Below are 18,293 nucleotides of genomic sequence, written 5' to 3'. Positions count from 1 at the left end.
ATAAAACAGGGGAAGTTCGATGCTGACCGTGCCGACAAATCGCCGTGCTTTTCTCGCAACTGCAGCAGGCGGAGCCTTGGGCAGCCTCTTGCCCGCAAGCCTGCTTCACGCCCAGCCCAATAACGGCAAGACGCTGACCATCGTCCTGCCGAGCAATCCAATCACCATCGATCCGATAAATCAGCTCAATCACGATGCCATGGTGCTCGGCCAGACCGTGTTCGAGAATCTGGTCGAATACGATGTCGACGGTGTGCTGAAGCCGCAGCTCGCCAAGGCCCTGCCGACCGTATCGGCCGACCAGAAGACGTATACTTTCGAGCTGCGCGACGACGTCACCTTCCACAACGGCAAGAAGATGACGGCGGAGGACGTGAAATACTCCTTCGACTATCTCCTCGATCCCGCCAACAAAGCGCTCCGCCGGCCGATCTTCGCCAAGATCGCGAAGGTGAGCGTGCTCGATCCGCTTAAGGTCCAGGTCGAGCTCGCCGAGCCCTACGGGCAGTGGGTCTATTTCCTCACCAAGTACATGGGCATCTTCCCCGCCGGCTCCCGCAAGGAGCATGGCGACGAGTATTTCAAGCAGAGGCCCGCCGGCGTTGGGACCGGGTTCGGCGTCTTCGAGGAGTGGAAGCCGAACGATTATATCAGCTTCAGGAAGAATCCGAACTACTGGCGCAAGGGCCTGCCGGCCTGGGACCGGCTCGTCGTCAAGATGATCCCCGAGGATGCGACGCGCGTCGCCTATCTGCTGACCGGGCAGGTCGACATCATCAGCGCCCCGCCGCCGCGCGAGTTCAATCGCCTGAAGACCATGCCGAACGTGGCTGGCGCCTCGCGGCCGACGCTGGGCGGCTCGCTGCTGATGTTCACCAACAATCTCAAGGCGCCGTTCGACGATGTGAATTTCCGCAAGGCGCTGGCCTGCGCCACGGATCGCAAGACCATAGCCGACAAGGTCTATTACGGCCTGCTCGACCCGACCGGCGGGCTCGCGCCACCACGGGGCTGGTGGTACAATCCCGAGGCCGACAAGGAAATCGCTTTCGACCTGGAGAGAGCCAAGCAGTTCCTGGCCAAGTCGAAATATCCCAACGGCGCCGAGATCGACATCAGCATCCAGGCAGAGCCCTATCTGCTCGACACCAAGGACGCGGCGATCTTCCTGCAGGCGCAGCTCGCCAAGATCGGCATCAAGCTCAACCTCAAGGTCTACGAGTTCTCGGTGCTGATCCAGCAGATCGCCCGGGGCGAGCATCAGATGGCGATGCAGGTCTACATGTCGCCGGGCGAGCCGACCTATACGATCGCCAATACCGTGATGCCCGGGCAGTTCCTGTCGAAGAGCACCGGCTACGACAATGCCGAGCTCAACGCATTGATGTCGGCTGCCTTCGCCGAAAGCGATCAGGCCAAGCTCAAGGACATTTACGGCAAGATGCAGATGATCCTGGCCCGCGATGCGCCGATCGGCGTGCTCGGCTTCGTGCATGCCTCCAATCTCTGGCGCCAGGGCGTGCAGAACTTCAAGGTGAACCAGGCGCTGACGATGAGCGTCGGCGAAGTGAAGCTCTGAGGGCCTGATCGCTCATGCTCCGCCTCGTCGCAGGCCGCATCGTCTCCTCGATCGGCACGCTGCTCTTCGTCGGCCTCGCGCTGTTCGCGCTGACGCGCTCCGGTCCGGGCTCCCCGGCCCGGATCGTGCTCGGGGCCGATGCGACCGCCGAGCAGATCGTGCAGTTCGAGCAGGCACACGGCCTCGACCGCCCCTTCCTGGCGCAATATGTCGCCTGGCTCGGGGATGTCGCGCATGGGGATTTCGGCAAGTCCTTCGTCACCGGCCGCGATGTCGCGAACGAGATCGTCGATGCGCTGCCGGTAACGCTGGCGATCGTGCTCTTCGCCTTCCTGATCGCGCTCGTCTTCGGCATCGGCATCGGCGTGCTCGCCGCGCTCAAGCCGGGCGGAGCCTTCGACCGGGTGAGCCGCTTCGCCTCGGTGCTCGGCCTCTCGATCCCGGCCTTCTGGCTCGGCATCGTGCTGATCCGCTTCCTCGCGGTCGATCTGCGCCTGCTGCCGCCGGGCGGCTATGTCCCGCTTTCGGCCGGCCTGTCGCTGCATCTGCAGAGTATCCTGATGCCCTCGCTCTCCCTCGCGGTCTACTACATTGCCGTGCTGGCGCGGATGACGCAGGCGAGCCTGCAGGAGACCTTGCGCGGCGATTATGTCCGCACCGCCCGGGCCATGGGCCTCTCCTCCCGGCAGGTCGTGTTCTACGCGCTGGTCAACGCGCTGCCGCCGGTGGTCAACCTCGCGGCGCTGTCCTTTGGCTACATGTTCGGCTGGGCGCTGATCATCGAGCAGGTCTTCAACATCCCCGGCCTGTCGCGCGCGCTCTTGAACGCGATCTCGCAACGCGACTTTCTGCTGCTGCAGGGCATTGTCTTCCTGTTCACCGCGATCTTCGTCTTCGCCAATCTCGGTGCCGACCTGATCAACCGCGTGCTCGATCCGCGCCAGAGGGCGACGGCATGAGCAGCCTGCGCAAAGCCCTGCATGGCCTCGACTGGAGCGGCTGGCTCGGTGCCGGGATCGTCGGGCTGATCGTGCTCGCCGCGATTTTCGCGCCGCTGATCGCGCCTTACGACCCGCTCGCGCTCAATATCGAGGACAGGCTGGCCGCGCCCGACATGCGGCACTGGCTCGGCACCGACCAAGGCGGGCGCGATATCCTCAGCCGCATCCTGTTCGGCGCACGCGCTTCGCTCTTCGTCGGGATCGGTGCCGTGCTGATCGGCGGATTGATCGGCGTCTCCGCCGGGGTTTTCGCCGCCTACAAGGGCGGCCTCGGCGAGCAGATCGTGATGCGCATCGTCGACGGCGTCGCCTCGATCCCGCTGCTGGTCTGGGCGATCGCCATCGTCGGCATCCTCGGCGTCGGACCGATGCCGCTCGGCTCGTTGCTCCTGCCCAACGAGGTCAAGATCGTCGCGCTCGTGGGCTGCCTGTTCTCTCCGGTCTTCGCGCGCGTCACCTACGCGGTGGCCAAGCGCATCGCCGGGGCCGACTATGTCCGCGCCCGCTTCCTGCAGGGCGCCTCGCACTGGCAGATCGTCATTGGCGACGTGCTGCCGAACTGCCTCTCGCCGATCATCGTGCAAGGCACGCTGCTGGTCGCGATCGGCATCGTCATCGAGGCCTCGATCAGCTTCGTCGGCCTCGGCGTGCAGCCGCCACAGCCGAGCTGGGGCACCATGCTCTCGGATGCCCGCAGCGCGATCTACTCTGGCGAGTGGTGGCTGCCCGTGTTTCCGGGGCTTGCCATCTCGCTGACCGTGATCGGCTTCAACTTGCTGGGCGATGCGGTACGCGACCTGTTCGACCCGCGCAGCGAAGCCAGGACGCTGGTCGCATGAGCCCGGCCCTGCTCAGCGTCGAGGGCCTGCGCGTCGGCTTCCGCTCCGCCGATGGCGGTGTGGTCGAGGCCGTGCGCGGCGTCGACTTTTGCGTCGCGCCCGGTGAAGCCGTCGGCATCGTCGGCGAATCCGGCTCGGGCAAGAGCCTCAGCATGTTGGCGGTGATGCGCCTGCTCGGCGCGCCTGCGCGCGTCTCCGGCGGGCGGGTGGTCTTCGATGGCGAGGACCTGCTCGCCGCTGACGAGAAGCGCATGCGGGCGCTGCGCGGACGCGACATCGCCATGGTCTTCCAGGACCCGCAGAGTTCGCTCAATCCGGCGCTGACTATCGGCCGCCAGATCACCGACGTGGTGCGCGCGCATCATGGCGTCTCGTCAGCCGAAGCCAGGCATATCGCGGCGGAAGCGCTGGAGCGCGTCGGCATCCGCGATGCCGGCCGGCGCCTTGCCTCCTATCCGCACGAATTCTCTGGCGGGATGCGCCAGCGCGCGCTGATCGCCATGGCGATCGCCTGCCGGCCGCGCCTCCTGATCGCCGACGAGCCGACCACGGCCCTCGACGTCACCGTCCAGGCCCAGATCGTTGACCTGATCGCGGAACTGCGCCGCGAGCTCGGCCTCGCCGTCGTCTTCATCTCGCACAACCTCCAGCTCGTCGCCGAGATCGTCGACCGCGTCGTGGTGATGTATGGCGGCAAGGTCGTGGAGGATGGGCCGGTCGAGGCGATCGAGCGCGCTCCGCGCCATCCCTATACCAGCCTGCTCAAGGCCTGTGTGCCGAGCCTGTCCGGCCCGGTCGGCCCGTTGACGGCGATTGAAGGCGCGCCGCCGCGGCTTGGGCGCCTGCCGGCCGGCTGCCCGTTTTCGCCGCGTTGCCCCGATGCCGCCGAGCCCTGCGCCAGCCAGATGCCGGCGCTGGTCACTGAGGCCGGGCACCGCACTGCCTGCTGGAGGCCGCGATGACCGGCCCGGTCCTGTCGTTGCGCGGCGTCTCGAAATCCTTCTCGCAGGGCGGGCTGCTCGATCGTCTGCGCAGGCGCGACAATCGGCTCGTCGCGCTCCACGATGTCAGCCTCGATGTCATGCGCGGTGATGTCGTCGGCATCGTCGGGGAAAGCGGCTCGGGCAAATCGACCTTGGCGGGCCTCGCCGTCGGGCTGGCGCAGCCGACTTCGGGCGAGGTCCTGCTCGACGGTCAGTCGATGACGGAGTTGATGCGCGACCATGCCGGGCCATGGCGCCGGCGTGTCCAGATGGTCTTCCAGGATTCGAGCAGCGCGCTGAACCCGCGCAAGAGCGTTGCCCGCTGCCTCGGCGAGACACTGGCATTGCGCGGCGTGCCCAAGCCGCAACGCGAGAGCGAGATCGTCGATCTGCTGACGCTGGTCGGACTCGGCCGCGAGATCGGGCCGCGCCTGCCGCATGAACTCTCCGGCGGGCAGCGCCAGCGCATCGGCCTCGCGCGGGCGCTGGCGATGAAGCCGGAGGTTTTGATTGCCGACGAGCCGGTCTCGGCGCTCGACGTCTCCTTGCAAGCGCAGGTGATCAATCTTCTCTCTCGCCTGACCCGCGAACTCGGGCTGACGCTGCTCTTCATCAGCCATGATCTCGCGCTGGTGCGCACGCTGTGCAGCCGTATCGTCGTGATGCGAAAGGGCGCGATCGTCGAGCAGGGCCCTTGCCTCGACGTGCTCGACCGGCCGCAGCACCCCTACACCCAAGCCTTGATCGCCGCCGTGCCCAAAGGCCTCGCCGGCCGACGTACGCCGTTGCCCGTCCGTGCCGATGTGGCGACCCCAGAAACCCGGGAAGACATCCATGGCGCAGCATAGCTACCGGATCGGTATCGACATCGGCGGCACCTTCACCGATGTCGTCGTCGCGCGCGACGACGGGCTGATCGAGACCCGCAAGGTGCCCTCGACCCCGGATGATTACAGCCGCGGCATCGCTCAGGCGTTGAAGGCGCTGGTCGAGGATTACCAGACCACGCCCGACCGCATCACCGGCATCGTTCATGCCACCACGGTCGCGACCAACGCCATCCTCGAATACAAGGGCGCTCGCACCGGGCTCCTCACCACGGCCGGCTTCCGCGACGTGCTCGAGATGCGCCGCCTGCGCATCCCCGTGCTCTACGACCTGCAATACGACAAGCCGAAGCCGCTGGCGGCGCGACGCCTGCGTCTCGAGGTCAGCGAGCGTCTCGGTCCCGATGGCGCGGTGCGCGTGCCGCTCTCGCGGGAGGATGTCGTCGCAGCGGCGCAGCGCTTCCGCGAGGAAGGCGTCGAGGCCGTCGCGATCAGCTTCCTCCACGCCTATGCCAACCCGCAGCACGAGATCGAGGCCGAGGGCATCCTGCGTGCCGAGCTCGGCGAGGGCGTCTATATCTGCCGCGGCTCGGAGATCCTGCCGGAGATCCGCGAATACGAGCGCACCTCGACCGTGGTGGTGAACGCCTATATCGGCCCGGTCGTGCGCAATTATGCCAGCGCGCTGACGGCGCGGCTCGCCTCCATCGGCGTCACCTGCCAGGTCGAGATGATGCATTCCGGCGGCGGCATCATGCGGCTGGGTTCGGCGGTGAAGCGCGCGGCCTCGCTGGTCGAATCCGGCCCGGCAGCCGGCGTCATCGCCTGCGCGCGGCTGGTTTCCGGGAGCGACGAGCCCAGCATCATCTCCTTCGACATGGGCGGCACCACCGCCAAGGCGGCGCTGATCGAGCATGGCGAGCCGGCCCGCACCACCGAATACGAGGTCGGCGCCGGCATCAACCTGTCGAGCAAGCTGGTCAAGGGCGGCGGCTACCCTATCAAGATGCCCTTCATCGACGTCTCCGAGATCGGCGCCGGTGGCGGCAGCATCGTCGCGATCGACCGGATGAACCAGGTCTCGGTCGGCCCGCAGAGCGCCGGCGCCTATCCGGGACCGGTCTGCTATGGGCTGGGCGGCCGACAGGCGACGCTGACCGACGCTTTCCTCACGCTGGGCTACATCAACGACGTCGCGCTTGCCGGCGGCAGCTTCCCGCTCCAGGCCGATGCGGGCCGCGCAGCGCTCGACGACCAGGTCGCACGCCCGCTCGGCCTCGACCTCCAGCAGACGGCCCGTGGCGTGCTGACGCTGGCGGTCACCACCATGACGCGCGCGGTCAAGGCGGTCTCGACCTATCGGGGCCGTGATCCGCGCCAGGCGACTTTGGTCGCCTTCGGCGGCAATGGCCCGGTGGTCGCGGCCGAGGTCGCGCGCGCGCTCGGCATCCGCCGTGTCATCGTCCCGCGCGCCGCCGGTGTCTTCAGCGCGCTCGGCCTGCTGCGCTCCGATGTCGAGCAGGAGTTCGTGCGGCCCTCGCGACGGCGGGCGGGCGAGCTCGACGATGCCGGGCTGGAGCAGCTCTTCGCCGCGCTCGGCGCCGATGCCAGCCGCATGCTCGCGCTCGAAGGCTATGATCTCGGGCAGGCAGAGTTCCGCTATGCCGCCGACCTGCGTTATGTCGGCCAGGCCTATGAACTGACCGTGCCGGCGAGGCGCTTCGACATCGCCGAGCTCAGCGAGCTGTTCCACCGCGAGCACGAGCGCACATACGGCCATCGCTCGCAGAAGGACGCGGTCCATCTCGTCAATGCCCGCCTGACGGTGCGTCTGCCGCTGGTCGCCCCGCCCCAGCAATTCGCCGGGGAAGCGCCGATGCGCCGGATCGACCGGCCGGTCTCCTTCGCTGCAGGCGCGCCGGCTGCGGCCATCGCCGTGATCGGCCGGACCGATCTCGACGGCACGGCGCGGCGCGGCCCCTTCGTCATCGAGGAATACGACTGCACCTGCGTGGTCGGACCCGGCCAGAGCGCCAGGCTCGACGAGGCCGGCAATATCGACATCGCTCTGGAGGCTGCATGAGCACGCGCGAGATCGATCCGATCACCCTCGAAGTCATCCGCAACGCGCTGGCCTCGACCGCCGACGAGATGGCGCTGATCGTGATGCGCTCTGCCTACTCGCCCGTCGTGCGCGACATCATGGATTATTCCACCGCGCTCTGCGATGCACAGGGCCGGGTGATCGCGCAGGGCCTGACCTTGCCGATCCAGCTCTGCTCCTTCCCGCGGATCATGGGCTTCGTCCGCGAGCGCTATGGCGACGGCCTGAAACCGGGCGACATCCTGATCGCCAACGATCCCTATGGTTCGGGTGGCCAGCATCTGCCGGATATCTACATCCTGAAGCCGATCTTCGTCGGCGGCCGGCTTTCGGGCTTTGCCGCGACGGTGGCGCATCACACCGATCTCGGCGGCATCGTGCCCGGCAGCGTCGCGATCTACGCGACGGAGATCCAGCAGGAAGGTTTGCGCATCCCGCTGCTCAGGCTCTACGACGCGGGCGAACCGGTCGAAGCGGTGTTCCGCATCCTCGAGGCGAACACGCGCTCGCCGGTCGAGGTGCTCGGCGACATCCGCGCCCAGATCGCCGCCTGCAATGTAGCCGAGGAAGGGTTGAAGACGCTCGTCGCCCGGTATGGGGCCGGGATTCTCGACACCTATATCGACGCGCTGCACGACCATGCCGAGGCGATGATGCGCGAGGTCATCCGCGCCCTGCCGAACGGCGTCTACCGCGCGACCGATTACATCGACGGCGTCGGCGAGAATCCTGAGCCGCTGCCGATCGTCGCGACCGTCACGGTGGCGGACGACACGATCGACATCGATTTCGCCGGAACGGCCGACCAGGTCGCGGCCTCGATCAACTGCCCGATCTCGCTGCCGGAATCGGCTTCCTTCTGCGCCATACGCTGCCTGTCGCAGCAGGACATCCCGAATTGCGAGGGCTATCTCAGGCCGATCACGGTCAGGGCGCCGGAGGGCTGCCTTGTCAATCCGCGCTATCCGGCTGCCTGCGGGGCCCGCGGCGTCGTCGGCTATCGCGTCTTCGATGCGATCATGCAGGCACTGGCGCAAATCGTGCCGGAGCGCGCCATCGGCGGCTCGGAGGGCGGGCCCTATCTGCTCGCCGCCGGCGGCACGCATGAGGGTCGGCCCTTCGTGCTCAACGAGATGGTGGTCGGCACCTGGGGCGCACGCGCCGGCAAGGACGGGATCGAGGGCATCTCCAACCCCGCCGCCAATCTCTCCAACCAGCCGGTCGAGATGATCGAGGCCGACATGCCGGTCGAGGTACTGCGCTATGGTCTCGTGCCGGATACGGGTGGGCCCGGCGAGTTCCGCGGCGGGCTCTCCTTCATCCGCGAGTTCCGCTTCCTCGCACCGGTCCGCTTCGTGCTGCGTGGCGACCGGCGCGACCATCCGCCCTTCGGTTTCGAGGGGGGCCGCCCTGGCGCGCCCTCGGCCCATGTCCTGATCCGCGCGGATGGCACGGAGCAGGGCCTGCCCACCATGCCGATGGAGAGCTTCACGGCGCGAGCCGGCGATGTCTTCCGCCTGATCGGCGCTGGTGGCGGCGGTTCTGGCGATGCGTTGCGCCGCGATCCCATCCGCGTTGAGGACGACCTGCGCGAGGGCAAGGTCACGTCCGAGGGCGCTGTGCGCGATTACGGCGTGGTCTTTGCCGCCGACGGCGTGAGCATCGATCACGACGCCACGGTTCACCGCCGCGCTGCGCTTGTGGAGACGAGGACATGAGCAGGACCTTGTTCGGCGCGGCTGCGCTCAACAAGAATCTCGTCGGCGAGGAGGGCAGCCGGGCGCGGCTGGAGACGCCGGCCGCCGTACTCGATCTCGATCTGTTCGAGCACAATATTGCGTTGATGGCCCAGACCTGCCGGAAGGCCGGATTGAGCCTGAGACCGCATGCGAAATCGCACAAATGCGCCGAGATCACGCGCAGGCAGATGGCAGCAGGTGCGCTCGGCAATTGCTGCGCCAAGCCAGGCGAGTTGCTTGCGCTGTTCGAGGGCGGCGTGCGTGATCTCCTGCTCAGCGCCCCGATCGCCAGCCCTGCGAAGATCGAGGCGTTGGCGCGCGCAGCCGCCGCGGGCGGGCGTATCGGCGTCGTCGTCGACCGAGCCGACCTCGCCACCGCCTATGCGGAGGCAGCACAGCGGCACGGCACCGCCTTCGATGTGCTGGTCGATCTCGATGTCGGGCTGAAGCGCAGCGGCGTCGCAACGCCGGTTGAGGCTGTCGAACTGGCGAGGCTCGTTTCTGGGCTGCACGGGCTGCGCTATCGCGGTGTCCAGGCCTATCAAGGCCGTGTCCAGCATATCGACGACTTCATCGCGCGCCGCGTCGCCAATCAAGAGATGGGCAGGTTGCTGGCGTCGATGATCGAGGCTCTGCGGGAGGCCCGCCTGGCGCCAGAGATCGTCTCGGGAGGCGGGACCGGCAGCCATCTCCTCGACGGCGAGGATCATTTGCTGACCGAGATTCAGGCCGGCTCCTATGTCTTCATGGATGAAGCCTATGGCAGCGTCGACATGCATGGCCGAGGCGGCCCGGAGTTCAAGCCGGCGCTGCGGATCGCCGTGACGATAATTGGTCACAGTTCCCTCGGCTTCGCCATTACCGATGGCGGCAGCAAAAGCTTCGCGCTCGATGGGCCGCCGCCGCGCGTCTTCCTGAACGGAGAATTGGTCGGACGGATCGAATGGTGCGGCGACGAATTCGGCCGCGTCCTTGCGTCGGAAGGACAATCTGCGTTGCCGATCGGCACGGTTGTCGAGTGCACTGTTCCGCACTGCGACCCCACCATCAACCTGCATGACGTCCTTCACGTGGTCCAGAACGAGAAGCTGGTTGCGCTATGGATGGTCGAGGCTCGGGGACGCGCTGACTGAGGCTGATCGGGTATTGTAAGAGGCGCAAGCGCCAGGGGCGGACATTGATCCATCACCAGAAACCGGACATTCAGCTCAAATCCGCAGCCATGCTGAAGACCAGATCCGGGGGTGACACGGGATTTGGGGCCGACCCGTGGACCGCGGCGCGAGGTGCTGTCCAGCATTGAGCAATGGGGCGGGCGGCGCGGAAACCTTGCCCCCGCCCCAAAGATCGCTCAGCCGATCCTCAGGCCACGCTTGATCGTGGCGTAGAGATAGGCCGCTTCTTCCCGGGCTTCGGGCGACACCGTGACGGCACGCAGAAAGCTGTGCTCAAGGTTCTTGGCCACGCGGACCTCGGCCTTCGCGCCATCCGCGTTCATCCGCTCGCCGTAGAGCAGGCCTTCGTCGTAAAGCGGGTCGAGCTCGGCGACATGGATGAAGGCCGGCGGCAGATCGGCGTAGTTCGTGGCCTGCAGCGGCACGGCATAAGGATCCTTGGTGTCGAGCTTATCCGACAGATAGGCCTTCAGATAGAATTCGAGGTCGTTCTTGTTGAACTGCGGATCGTGGTTGATCCGGACATAGCTGTCGGTCTCGATATCCGTGTTCATCGGGCCGGGATACAGCAGAACCTGCATCGCCAGTTTCGGCCCCTGGCGATCACGCGACATCATCGAGATGGCCGCGGTCAGGCCGCCTCCGGCGCTGTCACCGGCGATCGCGAGGCGATCGAGGTCGATCTTGTAGCGATCGGCGTATTTTTCGAGCCATTGCAGCGTGAAGAAGCCGTCATCGACCGCAGCCGGATAGGGGTTCTCCGGAGCCCGGCGATAATGGACGGCGACGATCTGGGCGCCGGTGCCAGCCGCCAGGTTCGCAACCACCGTATCGTGGGTGTAGAGGCTGCCGGACATATAGCCGCCGCCATGGAAGTAAACGATCGTCGGCTGCTTCTCGTCGGTCTTTTGGCTGTAGATCCGGATCGGAATCTCGCGCCCCGGCGCGGCGATGAACCAGTTGGTGACTGTGATGCTCGCCGGATACGGCTCCTTGAAGATGTCGGCATAGGCCTCGAACTGCGCGCGGCGCTCGTTCGGATCGCGCGGGCGGGCCTTCGACCCGCCGCGAACCTCGCTCACCCGCTTCTTGTATTCCGTCATCGCATGTTCAATCATTTCGGCGTTCCTCTTCTTCGGTCATTCGTGGCGCGGCATCGGCCACTCGGAAGGCATCAGATCCACGGCTACTTGCCGGGCTGGACATGTCTGGGATTCAGTCGGCAGCATCTCTCGGCGAGCTCAGGTCGCGCAGCCCGTCGCCCAGCAGGTTGATGCCGAGCACCAGGACCACGAGCGCGATACCGGGAATCGTGATCACCCAGGGCGTGAAGAAGACGTAGTTCCGCCCTTCCGCGATCATCAGCCCCCAGGATGGAAGCGGCGGCTGAACACCGAGCCCCAGGAACGAGAGCGCGGCCTCGAGCAGAATCGCGTGGGCGATTTCGAGCGTGAACACGACCAGGATCGGACCCAGGATGTTCGGCAGCACATGGCGCAGCATGATCCTGGCGTCGGAGCCGCCATAGGAGCGCGCTGCGATAATATATTCGCTGTCGCGCAACTGCATGACCGTGGCCCGCGTCACCACAGCGAAGCGATCCCATAGCAGCAGGCCGAGAACAGCGACCACGACGGTCAGAGAGCTTCCGATCAGCCCGACAACGGCGAGCGCGACCAGAACGATCGGCATGGCGAGCCGCACGGTGACGAAGAAGGAGATCATCAGATCCAGGCGGCCGCCATAGAAGCCGGCCAGCATGCCCAGCAGGATACCGATCGAGCCCGAGATCAGGACGGTGCCGAAGCCGATCAGCAGCGAAATCCGGCTGCCGTAGATCAGGCGGCTGAGATAATCGCGGCCGAGCTGGTCGGTCCCCAGCATATGGGCCCAACTGCCCTCCGCTGCCCAGACCGGCGGCTTCAGCCGCGTCGGCAAGTCCTGGAGATAAGGGTCATACGGGGCCAGGAGCGGCGCCGCGACCGCGCAGAGAACGGCGAGGAGGACGATCGCGCCGCCGACGCTCGCGCCGGTGTTGCGCAGCCAACGCCTGGCGCGCGCGCCCCGCGCCGAGGCCGATGACGGCCCGGAGAGAGACATATCGGTCATTGCAGGCGCACCCGGGGATCGATTGCGGCATTCAACAGGTCGGACGCCAGCGTGAGGACGACGAAGATCATCGAGAACATCAGCACGATCGACTGGACGACGGGGAAGTCGGCTCGCTGGATCGATTCCCAGCTGAGATAGCCGACGCCATGCAGCGCGAAGACCGTCTCGACGACCGTCGAGCCCCCGAGCAGGAAGCCGAACTGGACCGCAGCGAGCGCCACGACCGGCATCAGCGCGTTGCGCAGGGCATGGGTTGTGACGATGGCCCTGAGGCTCAGCCCCTTGGCGCGCGCGGTCCGGATGTAGTCCGCATGCAGCACCTCGATCATCCCCGCCCGCGTCAGGCGCATGATCGCCGGCATCGCATAATAGGCGAGCACGATGATCGGCAGGATGAAGCCCTGCCACTCCTCGCTTCCCGACAAGGGCAACCACTGCCAGTGCAGGCCGAAAATGTAGATCAGCATCAGCGCGAGCCAGAAGCTCGGTACCGCCTGGCCGACCACCGCCGTCGTCAGGCAGAGCCGGTCCAGCCAGCTGTTTCGATTCAGGGCCGCGCAGATGCCGAGCGGGATCGCCAGCAGCAGGGCCAGCCCGATCGCCAGCGTCGCGACGGTGAAGGTGACCGGGACGCGTTCCAGGATCAGAGCCGAGACCGGCTGCTTGAAGTAGTACGATTCCCCCAGATCGCCGCGGATGATGTTCCCGAGCCAGTCGAGGTATTGCAGCGCAAGCGGCCGATCCAGACCATAGCTGATGCGGATCTGCTCGACCTGCTCGGAACTTGCGCCCTCACCGGCCAGCGCCTGGGCGAGATCGGCCGAGAGGCGCAGCACGGTGAACGACACGACCGAGACCGTGAAGGCGACCAGGACGGCGACGAGGATTCGTTTCAGCGCGAAACTTGCCAATGCGAACCTCCCTCAGAATTGGGGCCGATCGAAAGGTTCATGAAGATCACTTCCAGGAAGCGCGGTAGAAGCGGTTGATCTCATCTGGAGACGGCGTGAAATCGAGCTCTTTCGAGAAAGCGTAATTGTTGACGATTTCAACGAGAGGCAGCCAATAGACCTGATCCAGGATGCGGTCCTGCGCCTCCTTGTAGAACTTCGTCCGCTCCTCGACAGATTGCGTGCCGTCCGCCTTGCGGATCGCCTCGGTCACGACCGGGTCCCGCGAAAGGTCCTGCGGCGCCTCGCCGAAATAGGTCCCGAAGGCGATCGAGGCGTCGCTGATACCCCAGAAGCCGGTCGAGGCGTGGAAGAGCGGCATCTCGCGCTTGACCCATTTGTCGCGGAAAGCAGCCCAGACGTTGAAGTTCATGGCGGCGCGGATACCGACGCGCTGGAGGTCGCCGATCACCGCCTCGGTGATGAAGCGGTCCGAGGTCGAGCCGATCGAGGTCTCGAAACCGTCCGGGAGCCCCGCCTTGGCGAGAAGCTCCTTGGCCTTGGCCGGATCATAGGCGTAATCGACCCCCGGTGCGGGACAGGCAAGCTGCTTGGTCGCGCAGACGGTTTTGAGCGTGGCCGCTCCACCACGGATGAGATTCTTGGCGATCGCGTCGCGATTGACCGCATGGGCGACGGCGCGCCGGACCTCGGGGCGCGCGAGCGGCGACTGCGGGTCAAGCGCATTGAAGGTCAGGAAGGCGACCCGCAGGGTTGGCGAGCGCTCGACCCGGATGGTGGGGATGCTCTCCAGTTGGTCGGCCTGGTCCGGCGTCAGCCGCCACAGGAATTCGGCGCGCTTGGTCATCAGCTCGCCCATCATCAGGTTGAGGTCTTTCTGGGTCCGGACGACGACCCGCTTGATGCGCGCCTTGGGCTTCGTCCCGCCTGTGAAATAGGCGTCGTTCCGCTCCATCACGTATTCGCGCCCGGGGGAGAACGAGGTGACCTTATAGGGACCGGTGCCGACCGGATTCTTGCCCATTCCGGCGGTGCCGACCTTCTTGTAGTATTGATCCGGATAGATCGGCACGCCCAGCGTGAGATATTCCAGCGCGGCCGGGAACGGGCGCTTCAGCTTGATGCGCACGGTGTATTGATCGACCTTCTCGACGGCGTCGATCCAGCTGACCATCTGCACCAGGAGGATCTTGTTGTTGGGATCCTTGACGTAGTCGATCGTGTAGACGACGTCGTCGGCGTCGAAATCCTCGCCGTTATGGAATTTGACGCCCTTCCGCAGCTCGAAGAGGAGGCTGGTCGGGCTCTCCCACTTCCAGCTCGTGGCGAGATTGCCGACATACTCCCCGGTCTTGGGATCCCGATCGACGAGCCCGTCCCAGACGTTGTTCATCAGGGTGAGGCCGGAGTGATCCGTGAAGTAATAGACGTCGAGGGTGGTCTGCTCACGATCCCAGGACACGGTGAGCGTGTCGTTCGCCTTTCCGGCAAAGGCAGGAGTTGCGGCAGCAAGGCCGAGCAACAGAGCAGCAGCGCGTGAGACGGTCATCGCAATCCCCTTGATATCGTTGGAAATGATCGAGTTCTCCGGCCGCGCAGCGGCAGCCGTTTCGCCTGGCCATCTGGACGGGTCACAACTCCGAAGGCCAGCAAGCGCAGGAGCAACCCCGGCGCTGCGGCGGGCATGCCGATTTGACAGCGATGTAGGCGACAGCGACGCCTTTCCCGGAAGGCATCTGCGAAACTGCGGCATTCGAGCCTCCCAAGGCGACCTTCTCCGGGGCTTCGTGAACATTGCTTCACTATGTTGAATTCGATGTCAAGGGATTGAGGCGTCCCGTGAGGGGTGCTGCGCCGCGAGGTCTCTAGTAGCGCTGATATCGTTTGATAATTTTGTTGGAGGCCAATATCGCATCAAGGCAATTGCGCCCTTCAATGAATTTCACTATGGTCTGTTTTCACTTTAATGGATTTCCCTGCATGCCGAAGCCTCTTTCTGTCGCGACCGATCCGGCGCCCTCCGATGATGACGCCGCCCAGATCGGGCAGCGGCTGCGCGCGCTCCGCACCGACAGGAAGCTTACGATCCTCGAGCTGGCGACAAAAGCGGGGCTGTCCGCCGGGATCATCAGCCAGATCGAGCGCGGCAATTCGAACCCCTCGATCAGCACGCTGCAGAAGCTGAGGAGCGCACTCGGGGTGAATCTCTGGGCCTTCCTCGAGCGGGAGCCGGAGACGAATGACGAGCCAACCTTCGTGCGCCGCCGGGAAAACCGCCCGCGCTTCGTCGTCGGGCCCGGCCTCCTGACCAAGGAACTGCTGTCGCCGAAGGATAACAACCAGCTCCGCTTCATGATCCTGACCTTGCCGCCGGGAGCGACCAGCGACGACGTCCTGACCGGGCCGGGCGACAAGGCCGGCTACGTCCTTTCCGGCCGGGTGGAGCTGGCTGTCGGCAACGCCGTGGCGGAGATCCGCGAGGGCGACAGCTTCCAGTTCGAGAGCAGCATCCCGCATCACCTGGTCAATCGCAGCAGCGAAGAGGCCAAGCTGGTCTGGATCATCCGTATCAGAGAGGCACACCTTTAAGCGGTAGGCGGCGGTTGGTTCCGCCCCGCCGGTCTTCTTCCACTCGCGCAACGAACAGAGGCACAATGATCACCCGTCATGAAGTCACCGGCCGCCTGAGCAAGGTCCTGATTGCGAACGGCTTCGCTTTCCTCTCCGGGCTGACCGCCAAGGACCGCAGCGGCGGCGTGCGTGAGCAGACGGCCGATATTCTGGCCCAGATCGATTCCTATCTCGCGATGGCCGGCACCGACCGCACCCGTCTCGTCACAGCCAATATCTGGCTGAAGGATGTCGGCACGTTCAACGAAATGAACGCCGTCTGGGAAACCTGGGTCGACCCCGAGCGGCCGCCGGCGCGCGCGACGGTCGAGTCCCGGCTCGCGGCCGACGACATCCTGGTCGAGGTTCAGGTTCAGGCGCTCGTCTAGGGGCCCCGCAGGCGCCGCGCCTTTCCGCCTCCTTCTTCAAGAAAATCGGTTGCGACATGTCACGAGATCCTGCTGTTCCCAGCATGCTCCCAGGTGATCCGTCCTGGTGGTTCACCGATGCTCTGAAGGCGGAGGGCGGCGTGGCGCCGTCGCCCTCGCTCAGCGGTGAGATCACGGCCGATGTCGCCATCGTCGGCGGCGGCTTCACGGGATTATGGACGGCTCTGGCTCTGCGCGAGCGCGCGCCTGGACTGAGCGTGGTGCTCATCGAGGCCTCGCTTTGCGGCTCGGGGGCGAGCGGCAAGAATGGCGGCAAGACCCATGGTTACTGGGGCTCGCTCGGCGGGATAGAAGCCTCGCTCGGCGCCGATGCCGCGCTCGCCGTCGCCCGTGCCGGCACCAAGGCGCAGGATGCCATCCGCCGCTTCGCGACCGCGCCGGGGCGCGACGTCTGGTGGCGTGAAAGCGGCAATGTCCGGATCTCCACCTGTCCTGCGCAGGACGCCAAGGTCGCAGCCTCCGTCGCGACGGCCGAACGGCTGGGAGTTTCCGACACTGCCAGGGCGCTCTCGCCGGCGGAAGTCGCGGCCTATTGCAAGTCGCCCGTCTTCCGCGGCGGCATCTACCTCCCCGAAGGTGCCAATGTGCACCCGGCCCGGCTCGCCCGGGCATTGCGCCGCGCCGCGATCGAGGCAGGCGTCACGATCTACGAAAACACGCCTCTGTCCGGTCTGGACAGCGGCTCGCCGAACCGGTTGCGGACGCCGGGCGGGCAGATTCTCGCGCGCGACGTCGTTCTCGCCACCAATACCGGCCTCGCCAGCCGTCGCGAGATCAGGCCCTATGTCAGCGTCTTTTCAAGCTATGCGTTGATGACCGAGCCCGTGCCTGAGAAGCTGGAGGAGATCGGCTGGACGGGCGAGCAAGGCCTCGCCGACATGCGCATGTTCGTGCATTATTTCCGCACGACCATCGACGGGCGTGTGTTGATGGGATCGGGCTCGGGCCCGATCAGCTACAATGGCAACGCGGTCGACCCCATCCTGACGCAGGATGCGGCATCGGCCGCCAGGGCCGAGCGTGGCCTGCGGCGACTTCTGCCCGGCCTGGGCGATGTCGGAGTGGCGAAGATCTGGGGTGGTGGCCTCGACGTCTCCTCCGATCGCCTGCCATTTTTCCGGACCTTGCCCGGTACGCGCGTGCATTATGGCTGCGGCTACTCCGGCCATGGGGTCAACCCGACCTATATCGGCGGACAATCTCTCGCATCGCTCGTCCTCGGCGAGCAGGATGAATGGGCCAACCTTCCGTTTTGCCGCCGAGAGCTGTCCGCGCTGCCGCCGGAGCCTTTCCGGGTTGTCGGAGGCCGTTTCGTGCGCTGGGGCATTATCGGCTGCGAGGAGGCCGACGAGCGCCGCGAGACACCCTCGGTGGCGATGCGCGCGGCTGCCGCGATCCCGAAGGTGTTCGGCCTGCGTATCGGCACCCGCTGATTGCCTTCCATACTGCGGCAAAGCAGTCATTTTGCCGCGCTACGCCGGTTATCGGTAAATGCCTCGGTTGAATATAATGTGCCGAGCTTCTCGTTACCTCTGCGCCATATGCCGGTCTCGATGGCTGCCTCGATCTTGACGGTCTTCTCGCTGGTGCCTTCGTTGAGATGGTGGGCAGTCGCCTCAGCGAACGCGTCGCGATAGGCCTCGACCTCATCGGCGTCATCGTGATCGATGTCGCTGACGGCCTGCTTGTAGGCCTCGCGGGCGAGGGCTCTCACATCGGCCCGGCCCAAGGTCTGCGGTGGCTGCCCGAGCGATTCGAAGAAGGCATTGAGGGCATTGATCGCGAGGGGAAAGCGTTCCCGGGCGATCTTCGCTTCCTTGGTTCGCGGCGAGAGGAAGACCTTGTCGCTGACGACGACGCTGTACTGCTCGCCGGCAACGGGAAGGCTGACGCGCTGCCCCTCTGGCAAGGGCGCGAAGGGCCAGCGGCACCTTCACGTTGAGGTCGTAGGATCCCGACTTGGT

The 18,293-nt window shown here is 65.8% G+C and carries 16 protein-coding genes; 11 read left to right on the top strand and 5 right to left on the bottom strand.

Annotation, left to right across the window (positions count from 1 at the left end; all coding sequences use genetic code 11):
- Positions 1-76 precede the first annotated feature (76 nt).
- From AC1RLU_RS12785 to AC1RLU_RS12750, 8 genes are read left to right on the top strand one after another with little or no spacing between them, the layout of a single operon-like run.
- Complete coding sequence (locus tag AC1RLU_RS12785) at positions 77-1,579, top strand: ABC transporter substrate-binding protein (RefSeq protein ID WP_162766330.1); 1,503 nt, start codon at positions 77-79, stop codon at positions 1,577-1,579.
- A 14-nt stretch (positions 1,580-1,593) separates the two neighbouring features.
- Entirely contained in the window at positions 1,594-2,538 is a 945-nt protein-coding gene (locus AC1RLU_RS12780; RefSeq protein ID WP_061970805.1) for an ABC transporter permease, read from the top strand.
- Entirely contained in the window at positions 2,535-3,419 is an 885-nt protein-coding gene (locus AC1RLU_RS12775) for an ABC transporter permease (protein ID WP_492795929.1), read from the top strand. The genes AC1RLU_RS12780 and AC1RLU_RS12775 overlap by 4 nt, the downstream gene beginning before the upstream one ends.
- On the top strand, positions 3,416-4,381 hold the full coding sequence (locus AC1RLU_RS12770; protein WP_492795927.1) for an ABC transporter ATP-binding protein: 966 nt from the start codon (positions 3,416-3,418) through the stop codon (positions 4,379-4,381). Before AC1RLU_RS12775 ends, AC1RLU_RS12770 begins: the two co-directional genes overlap by 4 nt.
- Positions 4,378-5,250 (top strand): ABC transporter ATP-binding protein, encoded by an 873-nt coding sequence (locus tag AC1RLU_RS12765; protein WP_113586156.1) that lies wholly within the window; start codon positions 4,378-4,380, stop codon positions 5,248-5,250. Before AC1RLU_RS12770 ends, AC1RLU_RS12765 begins: the two co-directional genes overlap by 4 nt.
- Positions 5,237-7,312, top strand: coding sequence for a hydantoinase/oxoprolinase family protein (locus AC1RLU_RS12760; protein ID WP_492795926.1), 2,076 nt, complete (start codon positions 5,237-5,239; stop codon positions 7,310-7,312). The genes AC1RLU_RS12765 and AC1RLU_RS12760 overlap by 14 nt, the downstream gene beginning before the upstream one ends.
- On the top strand, positions 7,309-9,051 hold the full coding sequence (locus tag AC1RLU_RS12755; protein WP_492795925.1) for a hydantoinase B/oxoprolinase family protein: 1,743 nt from the start codon (positions 7,309-7,311) through the stop codon (positions 9,049-9,051). Before AC1RLU_RS12760 ends, AC1RLU_RS12755 begins: the two co-directional genes overlap by 4 nt.
- Complete coding sequence (locus AC1RLU_RS12750) at positions 9,048-10,205, top strand: DSD1 family PLP-dependent enzyme (RefSeq protein ID WP_492795924.1); 1,158 nt, start codon at positions 9,048-9,050, stop codon at positions 10,203-10,205. The genes AC1RLU_RS12755 and AC1RLU_RS12750 overlap by 4 nt, the downstream gene beginning before the upstream one ends.
- A 218-nt stretch (positions 10,206-10,423) precedes the next feature.
- Here AC1RLU_RS12750 and AC1RLU_RS12745 read toward each other — a convergent pair whose 3' ends face one another.
- The 4 genes from AC1RLU_RS12745 to AC1RLU_RS12730 all read right to left on the bottom strand — a co-directional run bounded on the left by AC1RLU_RS12745 (position 10,424) and on the right by AC1RLU_RS12730 (position 14,819).
- The gene (locus AC1RLU_RS12745; protein ID WP_492795923.1) at positions 10,424-11,365 is read right to left on the bottom strand and encodes an alpha/beta hydrolase; all 942 of its coding nucleotides are present in this window, start codon (positions 11,363-11,365) and stop codon (positions 10,424-10,426) included.
- 97 nt (positions 11,366-11,462) lie between these two features.
- On the bottom strand, positions 11,463-12,356 hold the full coding sequence (locus AC1RLU_RS12740) for an ABC transporter permease (protein WP_492795922.1): 894 nt from the start codon (positions 12,354-12,356) through the stop codon (positions 11,463-11,465).
- A complete protein-coding gene (locus tag AC1RLU_RS12735) occupies positions 12,353-13,270 on the bottom strand; it encodes an ABC transporter permease (protein ID WP_091857331.1) in 918 nt (305 codons plus the stop codon). Before AC1RLU_RS12735 ends, AC1RLU_RS12740 begins: the two co-directional genes overlap by 4 nt.
- Positions 13,271-13,316: 46 nt before the next feature.
- A complete protein-coding gene (locus AC1RLU_RS12730) occupies positions 13,317-14,819 on the bottom strand; it encodes an ABC transporter substrate-binding protein (protein ID WP_162766329.1) in 1,503 nt (500 codons plus the stop codon).
- A gap of 347 nt (positions 14,820-15,166) precedes the next feature.
- On the opposite strand from AC1RLU_RS12730, the gene AC1RLU_RS12725 reads away from it, so the two are divergent.
- The 3 genes from AC1RLU_RS12725 (at position 15,167) to AC1RLU_RS12715 (ending at position 17,762) form a co-directional block, all read left to right on the top strand.
- A complete protein-coding gene (locus AC1RLU_RS12725) occupies positions 15,167-15,859 on the top strand; it encodes a cupin domain-containing protein (protein WP_492795921.1) in 693 nt (230 codons plus the stop codon).
- A 65-nt stretch (positions 15,860-15,924) separates the two neighbouring features.
- Entirely contained in the window at positions 15,925-16,269 is a 345-nt protein-coding gene (locus AC1RLU_RS12720) for a RidA family protein (protein WP_142114353.1), read from the top strand.
- Between the two features lie 83 nt (positions 16,270-16,352).
- The gene (locus AC1RLU_RS12715; RefSeq protein WP_492795920.1) at positions 16,353-17,762 is read left to right on the top strand and encodes an NAD(P)/FAD-dependent oxidoreductase; all 1,410 of its coding nucleotides are present in this window, start codon (positions 16,353-16,355) and stop codon (positions 17,760-17,762) included.
- A 26-nt stretch (positions 17,763-17,788) separates the two neighbouring features.
- Here the strand turns inward: AC1RLU_RS12715 and AC1RLU_RS12710 are convergent, their stop codons facing one another.
- Complete coding sequence (locus tag AC1RLU_RS12710) at positions 17,789-18,238, bottom strand: hypothetical protein (protein ID WP_492795919.1); 450 nt, start codon at positions 18,236-18,238, stop codon at positions 17,789-17,791.
- Between the last annotated feature and the right edge of the window lie 55 nt (positions 18,239-18,293).

This window comes from Allobosea sp. GW822-FHT05A11, assembly GCF_058800455.1.
Note: the sequence above shows the minus strand (reverse complement) of the source record. Positions and strands in the feature narration are given on the sequence as shown.